The following is a 15,610-nucleotide window of genomic DNA, read 5'->3' as shown; positions in this document are numbered from 1 at the left end:
GGCGCGGGGGAGCGGTGCGGCGGCGCCGCCGCACCGCGCTACAGCAACCCGTCCCGCTTCACCGCCAGGTAGCGCTCGATCAGCGCGGCGGGCAGTTCCTCGCCGGTGACGTCGAGCACCATCACGCCGTGGCTGCGCAGTGCGTCGTGCGCGGCGCTGCGTTGCTGCAGGTAGCGCGCCACTGCGCCGGCCTGCACCGCCTGCGGCAGCTCGTGCACGTCCTCCGCCAGCGCCTGGTCCAGTTCGCGCTCGCGCAGGCTGGCCACGCACACCAGGTGGCGGCGCTGCAGCAGGCGCACGGCGGCCAGCAGGTCTTCGATGTCCTCGTCGCGCACGTTGCTGACCAGCATCACCAGCGCGCGGCGGCGCTGGCGCAGCGACAGTTCGGTGGCGGCGGTCAGGTAATCGGTGGCCACCGGCTGCGGCTGCAGGTCGTAGCTGGCGCGCAGCAGCACGTCGACGGTGGCCATGCCGCGTTGCGGCGCCACCCAGCGCGCGTCGCCGCCGCTGGCCATCATGCCCACCGCGTCGCCCTGGCGCAGCGCCAGGTACGACACCACCAACGACGCGTTGAGCACATGGTCGAAGTGCGACAGGCCACGCTCGCTGGCCAGCATGCGCCGCCCGGTGTCGATCAGCATCAGCAACTGCTGGTTCTTCTCGTCCTGGTACTCGCGCGAGATCAGCTTGCGTGCGCGCGAGGTCGCCTTCCAGTCGATCTGGCGCAGGCTGTCGCCGACCCGATACTCGCGCATCTGGTGGAAGTCGGTGCCTTCGCCGCGGCGCCGCTTCAGGTGCGCGCCGACCAGGCGCGAGGCCTGTTCGGCGCTGAACAGGGCGAAGCGGGTCAGCGGCGCGAAGTTCGGATACACGCGCACGGTCTGTGCAGACCCGGCCAGGCGCTGCTGCCACCACAGGCGCCAGGGCGCATGCAGGCGCAGGTGGGTGCCGTCGAAGACGAAGCGGCCGCGTGCGGTCGGACGCAGTCGATAGCGCACCTGGGTCTGATGCGCGGCGGGCAGGGTCATGCGTTGTGGCAGGCCCTGCAACTCCCAGCCGCTGGGCACCAGGTCGAACAGGTCCACGCGCTGGCGCTGCGCGCTGTCCAGGTGCAGCACCACGTCGCGCTGCACACCCAGCGGCAGCGCTTCGGGCAGCTCGCGGCGCACCTGCGGCGTCGGCCGGCGCCACAGCCGCCACGCATCCAGCGCCGCGACCAGGGCGATGCCCGCCGCCACCGCCTGCCAGCTCCACAGCGGCAGCCAGCCCAGCGCCACGGCCAGGCCGTACAGCGCCCACAGCGCGAGCAGGGCCAGCAGGAGCGGGGCGGGTCTCATTGGGTGGCCGGGATTGGGGAGTGGGGAGTGGGGATTCGTAAAGGCGCGCAATGGGGTCTGCAGCGCCGTGTGGTTGAGAAGCGGCGTCGGGTTACAGGGAGCGCGGTATAGCGGATCAACCAAGACGCTGCGATGCGGTCAGCGGCACGCGCCGCCGCAGCGCTCCGCTGTTGCCAATCCCCAATCCCGACTCCCCACTCCCCGCTCATTTCCGCGGCGCCTCCACCTTGGCCAGCAACCCACCGAGGGCGTCGTCGGCGCTCTGGCCTTCGATCTGCAGTTCCGGGGCCAGGGCGATGCGGTGGCGCAGGGCCGGCTTGGCCACGTCGCGGATGTCGTCGGGGATGACGAAGTCGCGGCCGGACAGCACGGCCTGCGCGCGCGCCGCGCGGACCAGGGCGATGCTGCCGCGCGGGCCGGCGCCAAGCGCAATGCCGGGCCAGCGGCGGGTGGCGGCGACGATGCGCACGGCGTAGTCGATGACCTGCGGGTCGACGGCGATGGCCGCGGTGCCGGCCTGCATCGCCACCACGTCCTCGGCGCCGAGCACGCGCGGCACCTGCGACAGGTCGAAGTCGCCGGCGCTGCGCCCGCTGGTGACCGCGGCGACCATGCGCGCCTCGTCTTCCAGTTGCGGGTAGTCGATCAGGATCTTCAGCAGGAAGCGGTCCAGCTGCGCTTCCGGCAACGGGTAGGTGCCCTCCTGCTCGACCGGGTTCTGCGTGGCCAGCGCCAGGAACGGCGGCGCCAGCGGGAAGGCCGTGCCTTCGATGGTGACCTGGCCTTCCTGCATCACTTCCAGCAGTGCCGACTGGGTCTTGGCCGGGGCGCGGTTGATCTCGTCGGCCAGCAGCAAGTGGGTGAACACCGGGCCGCGGCGGATCTTGAAGCTCTCGGTCTTGGGGTCGTACACGGCGTGGCCGCTGACGTCGCTGGGCATCAGGTCCGGGGTGAACTGCACGCGTGCGTAGTTCAGTTCCAGGGCCTGCGCCAGCGCGCGCACCAGCAGGGTCTTGCCGAGGCCGGGCACGCCCTCGATCAGCACATGCCCGCCGGCCAGCAGCGCGATCAGGATCTGCTCCAGCACGTCCGGCTGGCCGATGAAGGCGTGGCCGACCGCGGCGCGGATCGCCTCGGCGCGTTCGATCAGGGCAGGGCCGGCGAGCGGCGCGACGGCGTCGGAGGAGGCGGTGGTCATAACTGGTTTCTCATCTGGACGAGGAGGCGGATGCGCTCGCGCAAGGCGGCGGGTTGGTTGGGCGGCGGCGGTTGCAGCGCCTGTTCGACCTGCGCCACCGGCAACTGCAGGCGGTCGGCGATGGCGGCGGCCTGGGCTGGGCCCTCCAGCGCGGCGGCGATCGGCGCGCGTCGGCGCAGCCGCGCCAGGAACGCCTCGCGTACCGCCGCGTGCAGCAGGTCGGCGCGGCCGTAGCGCAGCAGGTGTTCGCCGCTGGCGCGCACGTGTTCCAGCAGCGAACGGCGATCCTCGGCCGGCGGCGCCAGCAGCGGCCCGAAACGCTGAATGCGCGACCACAGCCAGGCCAGCAGGACCAGCAGCGCAGGCAGCCAGGCCGGCCAGCCGCGGGTGAACAGGGTGCGCCACAGCGATGGCAGTTCGGCCGAATAGATCAGGTGGATGGTGCCCTGGCCGTAGTTCGGCCCCAGCACCTGCCGTGCCAGCAGGCGGTTGCCGGCCTCGCGCAGCCCGCCGCTGCGCAGCACCGGATCGTCTTCCATCGGCGAGCCCTCGAACATCTTGCCGAGCCGGTCGTCCTGGTTCTCGAGGAAATCCAGCTCCGACAGCACGTCCACGCTGCCGTCGCCGTAGGGCACGCGCGCGAACACGAAGTCGTCGTCCTCGCCGCTCCACCAGTTGTCGGGCGTATCCGGGTCGATGTGGAAGCGGCGACCGTCGCAGAACACCTTCTGCGGCGCCGCGCCCGGCACCGCCATGACCAGGCAGTCGTCCGGGCTGCGCGCCTCGACGGTGATGTCCAGCGCTTCCAGGATCGGCACGTCGCCGCGCTTGACCTCCGCGGTGGGCGTGCGCAGCACCAGATGTCCGCCATGCTCCACCCAGTCCAGCAAGGCGTCGCCGTCGGCCTTGCCGAGCATGCGTGGGTCGCCGTACAGCACCACGCTGTCGTGCGGGCGCAGGCGCATCGCCTCCAGGTCCAGGCGTTGCCGCGACTCGGCGCGCACGCCGTCGGCGCGCAGGGTCTGGCGCAGCGCGTACAACGGGTTGTAAGCCGCCTCGCCGCGCGGCGGCAGCACGATCTCCCGCTCGGCGCGTTCGTAGCGGCCGAAGAACCAGGCCGCGCCGACGCTGACCAGCAGCAGGCCGACCAGGAAGATCAGCGCATTGCGCGTGCCGCTGTTCATGCCTGCCACCGGAACTGGCGCTGCAGGTCGTCCACCAGCGCGCCGAAGGCGCTGTCCTCGGGCAGCCGGCCTGCATAGGCGGCGTGCTGCCAGACCCGCACCATGCGCGCGAACAGGCTGCGGTCGGTGTCATCGGGCAGGCGTTGCGCGGCGCGCAGGCACTGCGCCTCGGTGGCGCTGGGCGGCAGCACCAGGTCGGCGCGCTCGCACAGCGTCGCCACGCTGGCCCGGTACAGCAGCGCCAGCGCGTCGCGGTGGCGGCCTTCGCGCCAGGCGCGTCGTGCCACCGTCGCCACGTCGTCCGGCAGCGGTTGCGGCGCCAGCACCGGCGTGTGCTCCGGTGCCGTCGCCACCGTTGCACGCCGGCGCCCGGTGCCGCGCATCCACGGCAGCCAGTGCCTGGCGGTCAGCAGCAGCACCAGCAGCAGGATGCCCGCCAGCACCCACATGCCCCACTTGCCGACGAACGCGATGGCCTGGGCGGCGGCCTTCATCCATTTGCCGAACGCGGTGAGGTCTTGCTGCTTGTCGTCCGGCTTGGGCGGTTCGTCGGGATTGCGCTTTTTCCAGTAGCCGATGGTGCGCTTGGCGGTCAGCAGCGGATCGGCGTAGGCGCGGTCGGCGGCGCGGGTGAAGCGCGCATCGGCGGCGGGAACGGTGTCGAACACCTCATCCAGCGGGACCGGGCGCGTGCCGTGGTGGTGGCTGTCGGCAGCGGACTTGCTGTCGGTGTCGGCATCCGCATCCGCATCATCGTCAGTGTCCGCGTCGGCATCGGTCCCGTCATCGCGGCTGGCGTCGGCGGGAGCATCCTGCTCCGCCGCCGTCTGCACCGCCGTGTCGTCGGCCGCCGGCTGCGCACGCAGCGCCACGGCCGGCGCGGCGAGCAGGGCCACGCACAGCACCGCCAGCGGCGCGGCGGCGCGCAGGCGCGCGGCCATCCGCCGCAGCGCCATTTCCACGTCCCAGGCTTCGAGCTGGGTGCGCCGGTTGAGGTACAGGCCGAAGCCGGCGCCGACGAAGAACGGTTCGATCAGGGTCATCGCCAGCCAGGCGATGGCATTGAAGCCGATGTCCGCCCACACCGGGGTCTGCTGGCCGATCAGCGACCAGGCCGCGCGCGCGGTTTCCGGCAGCAGGTCGATGGGCACGAACAGGAAGATCGTGGCGATGCAGGCCAGGCTGAGCATGCCCTCGAACGTGGCGAAGACGCTGGCCATCAGCAGCGCATGGCCGTAGATCGCCCCGCCCAGGGTGCGGCGGCGCTCGCGCTGCTGGCTGGCGCTCGCGCCTTCCAGCAATTCCAGCGGCATGAACACGCTGCGCGCAGGACTCAACCGACGCCAGGTCAGGTAGCCGATCAGGGTGCGCCAGCCCCAGGCGCCCTGCGCGCGCACGGTGTCGCGCACGCGCGGCACGTCGCCGAACACCGCACGCGAGATCACGAACAGCGGGATCCGGTCCAGCACCGGCTTCAGCCACCACAGCAGCAGCGGTGCCAGCCACAGCGCATCGATCGCCCAGGCGCCGAGGTTGAGCACGGCGAACAGCGGCAGGGTGACCAGCAGCCACGGCTTCCAGATCGCCCCGGCGTGGCGGCGGACCAGGGCGCTGCCCAGTTCCATCGCTTCCCAGGCCGAGCGTGCGCGCAGCACCACGTCCAGGCGCTCAATCCGCATCGATGGCCTCCGCGCGGCCGCGCCCGCCGCGCCACAGCCACGCCAGCACCAGCGTCCAGAGCGTCGCCGACACGCTGTACTTGACCCACGCCGGCACGGTCGCGATGGACGACCAGAACGCCTCGATGAAAGCGGCCACCAGCAGCATCGCGGCCACGCCCAGGCACAGCCGCGCGCCGATCTTGCCGCCTTCCACCAGCGCATCGATGCGCCGCCGCCGTCCCGGCGCCAGCACCTTCAGGCCGAGCTGCAGACCGGCGCCGCCGGCGATCACGATCGCGGTCAGTTCGAACGGCGCATGCCCGGCAACGAAGCGCCAGAAGGTGACGCCGTAGCCGATCTGGTGCAGGTGCCCGGCCACCGCGCCGATGGTGATGCCGTTGAACAGCAGCACCAGCACCGTGCCCAGTCCCGCCAGCAGGCCACTGGCGAACGTGCGCAGGCCGATGCTGATGTTGTTCATGATGTAGTGGCCGAACATCTGCCAATCGGTGCCGCTGTCGCGGCCCAGCCTCTGTGCGCTGGCGGCCGGGTCGTACATGCGCTCGACCTGGGTGACCTGCATCGGGTCCATCAACCCGTGGATCAGTTCCGGACAGAACTGCAACAGCACGAAGATGGTCACCAGCGGCACCACGAACAGCGCGGTGGCCGCCGCCATGTAGCCGGCCTGGCTGCGCACCAGCTGCGGGAATTCGGCGAACAGGAATTCCGCCGCGCGCCGCCAGCGTGGCCGCGGCGCCCGGTACAGGACGGTGTGGCCCTGCTGCATCAGATGCTGCAGGCGCGCGGTGACCTGCGGGCTGTAGCCGCGCCTGCGCGCCAGCGCCAGCTGGTGGCACACGCGCCGGTAGCGCGCCGGCATGTCCTCGTCGGCGAGCGGCGTCGGCTGGCCTGGACTCGGGATCGGCGGCGCGGCGGTCTCGCTGGCGTCGCTGGCGGCACCGGCCTTGTTCGGCGCCGACGTGCGCGCGCTGCGCTGCAGCCAGGCCTCGAACACCTGCCATTCCTGCTGATGGCGGAGGACGAACTGTTCCTGTTTCATCGGCGGCCCAGCAGCCAGTTGGCCATCGCGTACAGGCGCAGCACCCCGGCCTGGCCCGGCGTGTCGGTCAGCGGCTGCGCCAGTGCGGCCAGTTCCAGTTGCCGCTCCGGGGTGAGCCGCGGCGCGCGCTCGGCGAAGGCGATCAGCGCAGACTGTTCGGCCGGCAGCAGCGGCCGCGGCGGCGCGAGCGCGCTGGCGATCGGCGGCAGCGCCTCATCCTCGCGCGGCGGCTGGTGCACCACCAGCGTGCCGGCGACCAGGTCGCCCAGGCGCCGCGAATGGGTGTCGAACAGGCAGGCGATCAGGCCGACGGCATAGCCGAACGGCAACATGTCCACGGTGCGCAGCAGGTTGCGGGTGATCGCGGCCATCCAGCCCACCGGCGCACCGTTGCGCGCCACCACGCGCAGGCCCAGCGCCTGCTTGCCCAGGGTCCGGCCGCGCCAGCCCTCCAGCACGATCGGGTACGCCCAGAACACCAGGAACATCGCCACCAGGTACAGGCCCTGGCCGAGGCCGCCGAGCAGGCCGAGGAACATGCCCATGGCGGTGAGCAGGGCGAAGCGCAGCGCCAGGTCGATCAGCCAGGCCAGCGCGCGCGGCACCGCACCGGCGGCCGGCAGATGCAGCGGCACGCCCTCGGGGGTGATGACTTCGCGGTAGGTATCGAGCATGCCGCTTACCGCCGCCAAGTGGTGCGGCGGACACGGGCACCTGCGATGTGGGGAGGCCGTCCTTCCGTTCGGCCGGCTGCCTGTGGCGGCATGCTGCTCTCGACTGCGTCCTGCTCCGAAGCGGCACTTTAGCCGGCGTGGCGTGAATTGCCCAGCACGCCGGCGGCGTCGATCAGCGTACCGTGCCGCCGTCGCGCTGGCGCCCGGAGAACAGCTTGCGCACGCCGGCGACCAGCGCCATCAGGCCGACCAGCAGCAGCTTCCAGGCCTTGGCCAACAACAGGCCCAGCTTGGCGAACAGGCCGGCCTTGGCCGCCAGGCCCCCGCCGATCAGCGTGGCCAGGCCGTAGCTGGCGATCTTGTCGGTGGACGGGTTGTGGTCGGCATAGCGGGCGCCGCTGTCGAACTCGGCCATCGGCAGCAACTGCTGCATGCCCTCGCGCACCTGCGCCAGTTCGCCCATGCCCGAGACCGCATTGAGGCTGAGGTAGCCATGCCGGCCGAGCACGCGGATGTCGTAGTTGAGGGTGTGCTCGTGCTCGCCGGCGAACGCCAGTTCGCGCGCCCAGTACAGCTTCTTGCTGCCGGTGTCGTAGCGCGGCGGCACCGCCCAGCCGATCAGGTCGACCTGCTCGTAGCCGGCCTTCTTGCGCTGCGCGTTGGACTCGCGCGTCTCCTCCTGCATGTCCTTGAGCATGGCCTGGTAGTCGATCTTGCTGGCGTCCTCGTCTGACACGTAGCCGTCATCGGAGTAGGTGACGACCACCGCCCAGCTGCCCTTCTCGTCGAGCGCGGGCTGGCGCGGCACGATCAGGCCCAGCACGTCGTCGTCTGGCGGGTTGCCCCAGTAGCTCTCCAGCACCCTGCGCGCGTCGGCCTTGTCCAGAAAGCGGAACGCCGGGCCGAGGTCGAAATGCACCTTGGCCTGCGGCAGTTCGATATGCCCGTCGCGGAAATGCAGCGAGCCGACGAACTGCTCGGCGGTCATGTCCGGGCCGCTGTCCTGGGCCAGGGCCGGGCCGGCGGTGGCGCACAGCGCGCAGAAAAAAGCGGCCAGCAGGCCGCGCAGCGAGATCTTGATCATCGGCGATTCCATTCGTTCGGTGGCGTCCCCACGCCAGAGGTGCCTAGTGTCGCGCAAGCGTGCATGGCGCGCCAGTCACGCGCGCCCGTTTGCCGGTCCACGGCGCCGCGCGGCGTGCTGCCGGCGATGCACCGGCAGCGCTCAGACGGGTGAGGCCGGTGCAGGTCCGAGGCCGGCGTCGAAAGCGGCCAGCAACTGCGCGCCGTGCGGCCATGCGCCCAGGCCGCTGTCCGCATTGAGATGTCCCAGGCGGTCGAGTTCGGCCAGTCCGCTGCCCCAGTCGGACGCGCAGCGGCGGCTGTAGGACAGCGTGGCGTACGGATCGTCGCTGCTTGCCAGGATCAGGCTGGGAAACCGCAGCGGCGCCGCCGGCACCGGGACGAAACTGGCGGCGTGCGCATGCGGGAACGCGGCGCTGTCCGGGTCGGGCACCGCGACCAGGAAGGCGCCGCGCGGCAGACGGTCGGCACGCGCGGCCCAATGCGCGACCAGCAGGCAGCCCAGGCTATGCGCGACCAGCAGCGGCGGCGTGGCGCAGTGCTGTACGCAGCGGTCGAGCGCATGCAGCCAGTCGTGCAGCTGCGGATGCGCGAACGACACCGGTTGCAGCCGGCGCATGCGCGGGTCGTGCCGCTGCCAGAGGGTTTGCCAGTGTTCCGGTCCCGAGTCGCCGATGCCCGGCACGATCACCACGTCCTGCATGCGCTACGCTCCGTCGAAGAAAGCAGGAGTGTCGCGCTGCCTGTCCGGCATCGCCATGGCGATGCATCGGCCGATGCGGCGTTTTTCCGATGAATCCACGGTGCGTGACGAGGGGCGAGGCGAGTGGCGGCGAAGACCTGGCGGGGCGATGCCCTGGACTACGCGATCCTGGAGGCGCTGCAGTGCGACGGGCGCATCGCCCTGGCGGCGCTGGGGCGGCGCATCGGGCTGTCGCAGCCGGCCATGTCCGAACGTGTGCGCCGGCTCGAGGAGCAGGGCGTGATCACCGGCTATACCGCCCGGGTCGACCCGCGCGCGCTGGGCCTGGCGACCTCGGCCATCGTCCGCCTGCGCACCACGCATGCGCAGATCGGCGCGTGCCTGGCGCTGTTCGCGCAGATGCCGCAGGTGCTGGACGTGCATCGGGTCACCGGCGAGGACTGCTTCGTGCTGCGCGTGCTGGTGCCCGCGCCGGCGCAGCTGGAGCCGGTCATCGACGCCCTGGGGCGCTTCGGTGCGGTGACCACCAGCGTGGTGCTGCGCAGCGAGGCGCCGCGCCCGATCGGCCGTGCACTGCTGGCGTTGGCGGCCGAGTAGCGGCGGCGCCTACTGCGGCGCTGTAGCGGCCGCGGCCAGATAGCGGTCCTTCAGCCGCACGTAGTGCTGCGCCGAGTAGTGCAGGCTTTCGATCTCCTTGTCGCTGAGCATGCGCGCCTTGCGCGCGGGATTGCCCAGCCACAGCTCGCCCTCGCCGACGGTCTTGCCCGGGCCAACCACCGCACCGGCACCGACGAAGCCGTATTTCTTCACCGTGGCGCCGTCGAGGATGCAGGCGCCCATGCCGATCAGGCACAGGTCCTCGATGGTGCAGGCATGGATGATGGTGCCGTGGCCCACGGTCACGTCCGCGCCGATCAGGGTCGGGTAGCCGGCCGCGTTGAACGGGCTGTGGTGGCTGACGTGGATGATGGTGCCGTCCTGGATGTTGCTGCGCGCGCCGATGCGCACGTAGTTGACGTCGCCGCGGATCACCGTGCCCGGCCATACCGACACGTCGTCCTCCAGCACCACGTCGCCGATCACGGTGCAGGCCGGGTCGACATAGACGCGCGCGCCCAGCTGCGGAGTCGTGTCGAGGTAGGGGCGGATCGGGGACATGCTGCTCTCCGGCGGTGGGCGGCCGGCGGCCACGCGGGCGCCGATGATAGCGCGGCGCCTGGCGCCGGCTGCCGCCGGTGGAGCGCCCGAGCGGCTGGGCGATGCACGCGATTGTGCGATAAACGCACCGACAATCGATATTCGCACTTGAATGGTGCAGTGCGATAAAACTAGCGTTGCCGCTGTCCCGGCGCCTGGCAGCGCGCGACGCGTGCCCGCTGACGGCCGCGGCGCTGCCCGCCGCCGGTGCGGTCCCGATTCTGTTGGAGATGGTGCATGTCCCGTGCGTTTTCCCGCGGCCTGGCCCTGCTCGCGGCCCTGCTTCCCGGTGCCGTGTGCGCCTACCAGGCCGAGCCGGCGCCGCCGGAGCGCAGCGTGCTCACCGTGGACCGCTACGCCGACGACGACGCCCCCGGTTCCCTGCGTTGGGCGATCACCACCGCCAACCAGGCGCCCGGCCGCTACCGCATCGAGATCGCCGCGGTGGGCGCGCCGCCGTACGTGATCCGCCCGCGCGTACCGCTGCCGGCGCTGCAGGGGCCGCTGCAGGTGGTGGGCCTGGCGCGGGCGCACGACGGCCAGTACATCGCCATCGACGGTGCCGGCTACATCCATGGCAAGGGCACCGCCGCCTGCCCGGGCGCGGAAAAGGGCCAGTTCGGCACCAACGTGCGCAGCACCACGCTGCCCGGCCTGGTACTGCGCGATACCCATGGCGTGGAACTGAGCGGCCTGGAGATCCGCAACTTCTGCATCGGCTTGCTGCTCAACCGCGCCAGCGACAATGTGCTGCGCGACAACCGCATCGTCGCCAACCACGGCGGGGCCGGGGTGATGCTGACCGGCGACGACGGCAACGGCCAGTCCACCGCCACCACCACGGTGCGCAACCGCATCGAGCGCAACACCTTCCTCGACAACGGCGACGGCCTGGAACTGACCCGCGGCGCGGCCTGGAACCTGGTGGCCGACAACGTGTTCCGCTCCACCGACGCCAACCCCGAGCCCTCGCAGGGCATCGAGATCCTGTGGGGCAACGACAACACCGTGCTGCGCAACCGGTTCGAGCGCTATTCCGACGGGCTGCAGATCAACTGGGGCAACCGCAACACCATCGCCGACAACGATTTCGCCGGCAATTCGATCGGAGTCAGCGTCACCGGCCGCGACAACCTGATCGAGGGCAACCGCCTGACCGGCAACGGCATCGGCATCGCGGTACGCCCGCAGCCGCGCAGCGAGCCCAACCGGTTCAGCGCCAACCTGCTGTCCGGCAATGGGCTGAAGATCGAACGCTGTTTCGCCGGCGGCGCCTGCGCCCCGGGCCAGCCGCGCGGCGCCATCGTGTTCGGCGTGCCGGGCCTGGAGCATGCGCCCTTCGTCGGTTCGCGCGGCATCGGCGTCGATCCCGACCCGCGCAAGCGCGCGGCGATCTGCGGCGCTGCTGCGCCCGACGGTTGCCAACCGCCGCCCAACTTCGGCCAGGCCGCTCCGCAGTTGCGCGCGATCGAGCGCGGCGCCGGCGTGCCGCAGGTGCAGGGCAGCTTCGTCGGCCGTCCCGGCCATCTCTACACGGTGGAGCTGTTCGGCAACCGCCGGCCCGGCGACGACGAGGCCGAACGTTATCTGGGCCGCGTCGAGGCGCAAGTGGACGCACAGGGACAGGGCCGCTTCGCGCTGCCGCTGGAGGGCGACGGCGCGGCGTTGGCCACGCTCACCGCCACCGTCACCAGCGACGACGGCGCGACCTCGCCGCTGAGCGCGCCGCTGGCGGTGGCGCCGTGAGCCGCGCTGCATCCGCTGGCGCTCGCGCGCTGCGACGCCTGCCGTCGGTGCCGGCCTGGTCGCTGCTGGCCGCCGCCGTCGCCTTCGTCCCTACGGTCGCCGCCGCGCAGGACGCCACCGACCTGGCGCACAGCACCTTGACCGGCGACTGGGACGGCACGCGCAGCGACTGGTTGCAACGCGGCGTCAACGTGCGCGGCGACTACGTCGGCGAAGCCATGGGCGTGGTCGACGGCGGCCGCGGCGAGCGCGGCGCGCGCTATGCGCAGCAGGTGCGGCTGGGCGTGGACCTGGACCTGGCGAAACTCGCCGGCTGGGGCGGCGGCGCGCTGCACGTGACCGTCAACGACCGCCGCGGCCGCAGCACCTCGGCCGACCTGCTCGGCAACCGCTTCCCGATCCAGGAAGCCTACGGCGGCCAGTTCACCCGGCTGACCGAACTGAGCTACGACCGCCGCTTCAACGACGGGCGCTCGTACATCAAGGCCGGCTTCTACGCGATGGGCAATCAGTTCGGCGCGCACACGCTGCTGACCAACTTCGTCAACGCCGCGTTCTGCGCGCATCCGCTGGCGATGTCCGGCAACAGCGGCTGGTACAACTATCCCAACGCGCGCTGGGGCGCGGAGGTGGCGCAGCAACTGACGCCGGCGACGAACCTGCGGGTCGGCTGGTTCCAGGTCAACCCGAGCACCAACAACAACGTGCACACCGCGTTCGACCTGGCCGCGCGCGGCACCACCGGCTCGCTGTTCCCCGTCGAGCTCACCTGGACGCCGGGCGCCGGTGGCGCCTATCCGGGCACCTACAAGTTCGGCGGCTACTACGACTCCTCGCGGGTGCCGCGCAAGGGCCTGGATCCGCGCGCCACCACCGGCCGCGACGGCGCCTACCTGCTGGTGAAACAGAAGCTGTACTCGCCCGGCGGCGAGCGCGGCCGCGGCCTGACCGGCTTCGCCCAGTACATGGTGTCCGACCGCGCCACCGCGCAGATCACCCGCTGGTACGCGCTGGGCGGCGTCTATCAGGGCATCGGCCGACGCAGCCAGGACCGCATCGCCCTGGGCTACGTCGGCGCCGACATCAATCATCGCCTGCTCGACGCGCGGCGCGCGGCGCTACTCGATGCCGGCGTGCCGCCGGAGGCGCCGGTGTTCGCGCTCGACACCGCCGAGGAACTCTACGAGCTGTCCTACAGCGCGCAACTGACGCCGTGGCTGCTGCTGCGGCCGGACGTGCAGTACATCGTCAACCCCGGCACCTTCGCCTATGCGCGCACCGATAACGCGCTGGCGGTGGGGTTGCAGGTCAAGCTCACCTTCTGAGCGCGCGCTGCGCGTTTCCTTGCCCAGGCCAATCCCGATGCCCCTGTTCCCACGACGACTGACCTTCCTGTGCTGCGCCGGCCTGCTGCTGGCCTCGCCGCTGCAGGCCGCTTCCACGGCGCCCCCAGCAGCAGCGCCCGCTGCCGCGCCGCCGCCACCGCCGCACGTCCTGCAGATCCGCGGACTCGACATCGGCACCGGCCTGCCCAAGATCATCGTGCCGATCACCGCGCACGACGCCGGGGAGGCGCTGGCGCAGGCGCAGCGCATCGCCGCCTCGCCGGATGCGGACCTGGCCGAGTGGCGCATCGACCTGATGGACGGCGCCACCGACGCGGCGGCGCTGGCGGCATTGGGGCCGCGCCTGGCGCAGGCGTTGCATGGCAAGCCGCTGCTGCTGACCTTCCGCACCAAGGCCGAGGGCGGCGCGGTGGCGATCGACGATGCCGCCTACGGCGCGCTGTACGCGCGCCTGCTGGACGCGCGCTTCGCCGACCTGCTCGACGTGGAGATGTTCCGCGACCCGGCGGTGCTGCGGCGGCTGGTGGCGCAGGCGCACCGCCAAGGCGTGTATGTGGTGATGTCCAGCCACGACTTCCACGCCACTCCACCGGTGGCGGAGATCGTGGCGCGGCTGCAGCGGCAGCAGGCGCTGGGCGCCGACGTGCTGAAGATCGCGGTGATGCCGCGCGATCCGGGCGACGTGCTGCACCTGCTCGACGCCACCTGGCAGATGCGCCAGCGCAGCGGCCAGCCCTTGCTGACCATGGCGATGGGGCCGCTGGGCGCGGTGTCGCGGCTGTCCGGCGCGACCTTCGGGCAGAGCCTGACCTTCGGCATGCTCGGCACCGCCTCGGCGCCGGGGCAGATCGACGCGGCACGCTTGCGGCAGACGCTCGACGCGCTGCATGCCGCCGCGCCGCCCAAGTAATCCCGCGACGCTGCCGTCCTCGTTCGCCGTTCCTGCAGGAGTGTTGCCATGAGCCATGCCGCCGCCCCGCCCACCGCCCTCGTCCTGGACCGCATGAGTGGGTTCCAGTGGACGGCGATCGCGGTCTGCGTGCTGTTGAACATGCTCGACGGGTTCGACGTGATGGTGATGGCGTTCATCGCCCCGCACGTGTCGGAGGCCTGGCGCCTGTCCGGGAAAATGTTGGGCATCGCACTCAGCGCCGGGCTGGTGGGCATGGCGCTGGGCTCGCTGCTGCTGGCGCCGCTGGCCGATCGCTGGGGCCGGCGCAGCATGATCCTGTGCTGCCTGGTGATCCTGACCATCGGCATGGCCGCCTCGGCGCTGGCGCAGGACATCTGGCAACTGGCCGCGCTGCGCGTGTTCACCGGCATCGGCATCGGCGGCATGCTCGCCGGCGTCGGCGTGATCACCGCCGAATACGCCAGCCCGAAATGGCGCAGCACCGCGGTAGCCCTGCAGGCCACCGGCTATCCCATCGGCGCCACGCTGGGCGGATTGATCGCCGCGATGCTGCTGGGACGCTGGGGCTGGCATGCGGCCTTCCTGTTCGGCGCACTCGCGTCGCTGCTGTGCATCCCGGTGGTGCTGGCGTTGCTGCCCGAATCGCTGGACTTCCTGCTCAGCCGGCGCCCGCCGGATGCGCTGGCGCGGCTCAACGTGCTGCTGACGCGCATGCGCGCACCGACCCTGGATGCCCTGCCGCCGCGGCCGCCGGTGCAGGAGAAGGCGGGCTACGCAGCGCTGTTCACTCCCCGCCTGCGCCGCAACAGCGTGCTGATCGCGCTGGGCTTCTTCATGCACATGTTCGCCTTCTATTTCGTGCTGAGCTGGACGCCGAAACTGCTGGTGCAAGCGGGGCTGTCGGCCGAGCAGGGCGTCACCGGCGGGGTGCTGCTGAACCTGGGCGGCATCGTCGGCGGCGCCTTGTTCGGCGGCCTGGCCGCACGCTTTTTGCTGCCGCGGTTGACCGCGGCCAGCTTCCTGATCGCCGCACTGGGGATGGCGGCGTTCGCCACGCTCGGCACGCAACTGCAGTTGGCCTTCCCGGTGGCCTTCGTGATCGGTGCGGCGCTGTTCGGCTCGATGGCCGGCCTGTATGCGCTGGCGCCGATCGTGTTCGCGCCGAGCGTGCGCACCACCGGCCTGGGCTGGGCGATCGGCATCGGCCGCGTCGGCGCGATCCTCTCGCCGATGACCGTCGGCGTGCTGGTCGACGCCGGCTGGCAGCCGGCCAACCTGTACTACGTGCTGGCGCTGCCGCTGCTGGTGGCCATTGCCGCGGTGCTGACGATGCGGCTGCAGCCGTCGCGTTGAGGGCAGGGCGGCGCGGACGCGCGTCTGATCCAGCTTCTGGGAACACTGCGCCTGACGGCGCTTGCTGCGCCGACCTGGCCTACGTCGCACCACCGGCGCCGCTGCCCGGCGCCTAGATCGGCGGCTTCGCCGACGTACCCTCACCCCAACCC

Annotated in this window: 14 protein-coding genes; 5 read left to right on the top strand and 9 right to left on the bottom strand. The window is 71.6% G+C overall.

The annotated features are described in order from the left end of the window. Positions 1 to 38: 38 nt before the first annotated feature. From PIQ37_RS18950 to PIQ37_RS18915, 8 genes are all read right to left on the bottom strand, one after another. Positions 39 to 1,337 (bottom strand): DUF58 domain-containing protein, encoded by a 1,299-nt coding sequence (locus tag PIQ37_RS18950; RefSeq protein ID WP_342074653.1) that lies wholly within the window; start codon positions 1,335 to 1,337, stop codon positions 39 to 41. Between the two features lie 205 nt (positions 1,338 to 1,542). Then, entirely contained in the window at positions 1,543 to 2,535 is a 993-nt protein-coding gene (locus tag PIQ37_RS18945; protein ID WP_342074652.1) for an AAA family ATPase, read from the bottom strand. After that, a complete protein-coding gene (locus tag PIQ37_RS18940; RefSeq protein WP_342074651.1) occupies positions 2,532 to 3,719 on the bottom strand; it encodes a DUF4350 domain-containing protein in 1,188 nt (395 codons plus the stop codon). The genes PIQ37_RS18945 and PIQ37_RS18940 overlap by 4 nt, the downstream gene beginning before the upstream one ends. Continuing rightward, on the bottom strand, positions 3,716 to 5,398 hold the full coding sequence (locus PIQ37_RS18935) for a DUF4129 domain-containing protein (RefSeq protein WP_342074650.1): 1,683 nt from the start codon (positions 5,396 to 5,398) through the stop codon (positions 3,716 to 3,718). The genes PIQ37_RS18940 and PIQ37_RS18935 overlap by 4 nt, the downstream gene beginning before the upstream one ends. Further along, positions 5,388 to 6,443 (bottom strand): stage II sporulation protein M, encoded by a 1,056-nt coding sequence (locus PIQ37_RS18930; RefSeq protein WP_342074649.1) that lies wholly within the window; start codon positions 6,441 to 6,443, stop codon positions 5,388 to 5,390. Before PIQ37_RS18930 ends, PIQ37_RS18935 begins: the two co-directional genes overlap by 11 nt. Continuing rightward, positions 6,440 to 7,117 (bottom strand): RDD family protein, encoded by a 678-nt coding sequence (locus PIQ37_RS18925; RefSeq protein WP_342074648.1) that lies wholly within the window; start codon positions 7,115 to 7,117, stop codon positions 6,440 to 6,442. Before PIQ37_RS18925 ends, PIQ37_RS18930 begins: the two co-directional genes overlap by 4 nt. Before the next feature lie 172 nt (positions 7,118 to 7,289). Beyond that, complete coding sequence (locus PIQ37_RS18920) at positions 7,290 to 8,213, bottom strand: DUF2167 domain-containing protein (RefSeq protein WP_342074647.1); 924 nt, start codon at positions 8,211 to 8,213, stop codon at positions 7,290 to 7,292. A 129-nt stretch (positions 8,214 to 8,342) separates the two neighbouring features. Beyond that, entirely contained in the window at positions 8,343 to 8,903 is a 561-nt protein-coding gene (locus tag PIQ37_RS18915; RefSeq protein ID WP_342074646.1) for an RBBP9/YdeN family alpha/beta hydrolase, read from the bottom strand. A gap of 123 nt (positions 8,904 to 9,026) precedes the next feature. Between PIQ37_RS18915 and PIQ37_RS18910 the strand changes: the two genes are divergently transcribed. Next, positions 9,027 to 9,500 (top strand): Lrp/AsnC family transcriptional regulator, encoded by a 474-nt coding sequence (locus PIQ37_RS18910; protein ID WP_342074645.1) that lies wholly within the window; start codon positions 9,027 to 9,029, stop codon positions 9,498 to 9,500. Positions 9,501 to 9,509: 9 nt separating this feature from the next. Here the strand turns inward: PIQ37_RS18910 and PIQ37_RS18905 are convergent, their stop codons facing one another. Continuing rightward, on the bottom strand, positions 9,510 to 10,061 hold the full coding sequence (locus PIQ37_RS18905) for a gamma carbonic anhydrase family protein (RefSeq protein ID WP_342074644.1): 552 nt from the start codon (positions 10,059 to 10,061) through the stop codon (positions 9,510 to 9,512). Positions 10,062 to 10,337: 276 nt separating this feature from the next. Between PIQ37_RS18905 and PIQ37_RS18900 the strand changes: the two genes are divergently transcribed. Genes PIQ37_RS18900 through PIQ37_RS18885 form a run of 4 tightly spaced genes read left to right on the top strand, consistent with a single transcriptional unit; the run spans position 10,338 to position 15,458 of the window. Beyond that, positions 10,338 to 11,846: a right-handed parallel beta-helix repeat-containing protein gene (locus PIQ37_RS18900; RefSeq protein WP_342074643.1), complete on the top strand. Its 1,509-nt coding sequence runs from the start codon at positions 10,338 to 10,340 to the stop codon at positions 11,844 to 11,846. Continuing rightward, positions 11,843 to 13,171 (top strand): carbohydrate porin, encoded by a 1,329-nt coding sequence (locus PIQ37_RS18895; RefSeq protein WP_342074642.1) that lies wholly within the window; start codon positions 11,843 to 11,845, stop codon positions 13,169 to 13,171. The genes PIQ37_RS18900 and PIQ37_RS18895 overlap by 4 nt, the downstream gene beginning before the upstream one ends. 37 nt (positions 13,172 to 13,208) lie before the next feature. Further along, a complete protein-coding gene (gene aroD / locus PIQ37_RS18890) occupies positions 13,209 to 14,102 on the top strand; it encodes a type I 3-dehydroquinate dehydratase (RefSeq protein ID WP_342074641.1) in 894 nt (297 codons plus the stop codon). A 48-nt stretch (positions 14,103 to 14,150) separates the two neighbouring features. Beyond that, a complete protein-coding gene (locus PIQ37_RS18885) occupies positions 14,151 to 15,458 on the top strand; it encodes an MFS transporter (RefSeq protein WP_342074640.1) in 1,308 nt (435 codons plus the stop codon). The last annotated feature ends 152 nt before the right edge of the window (positions 15,459 to 15,610 follow it).

Source organism: Xanthomonas protegens, assembly GCF_038442435.1.
In the GTDB taxonomy this organism is placed as follows: Bacteria; Pseudomonadota; Gammaproteobacteria; order Xanthomonadales; family Xanthomonadaceae; genus Xanthomonas_A; species Xanthomonas_A sontii.
This window is presented reverse-complemented; position numbering and strand designations above follow the sequence as displayed.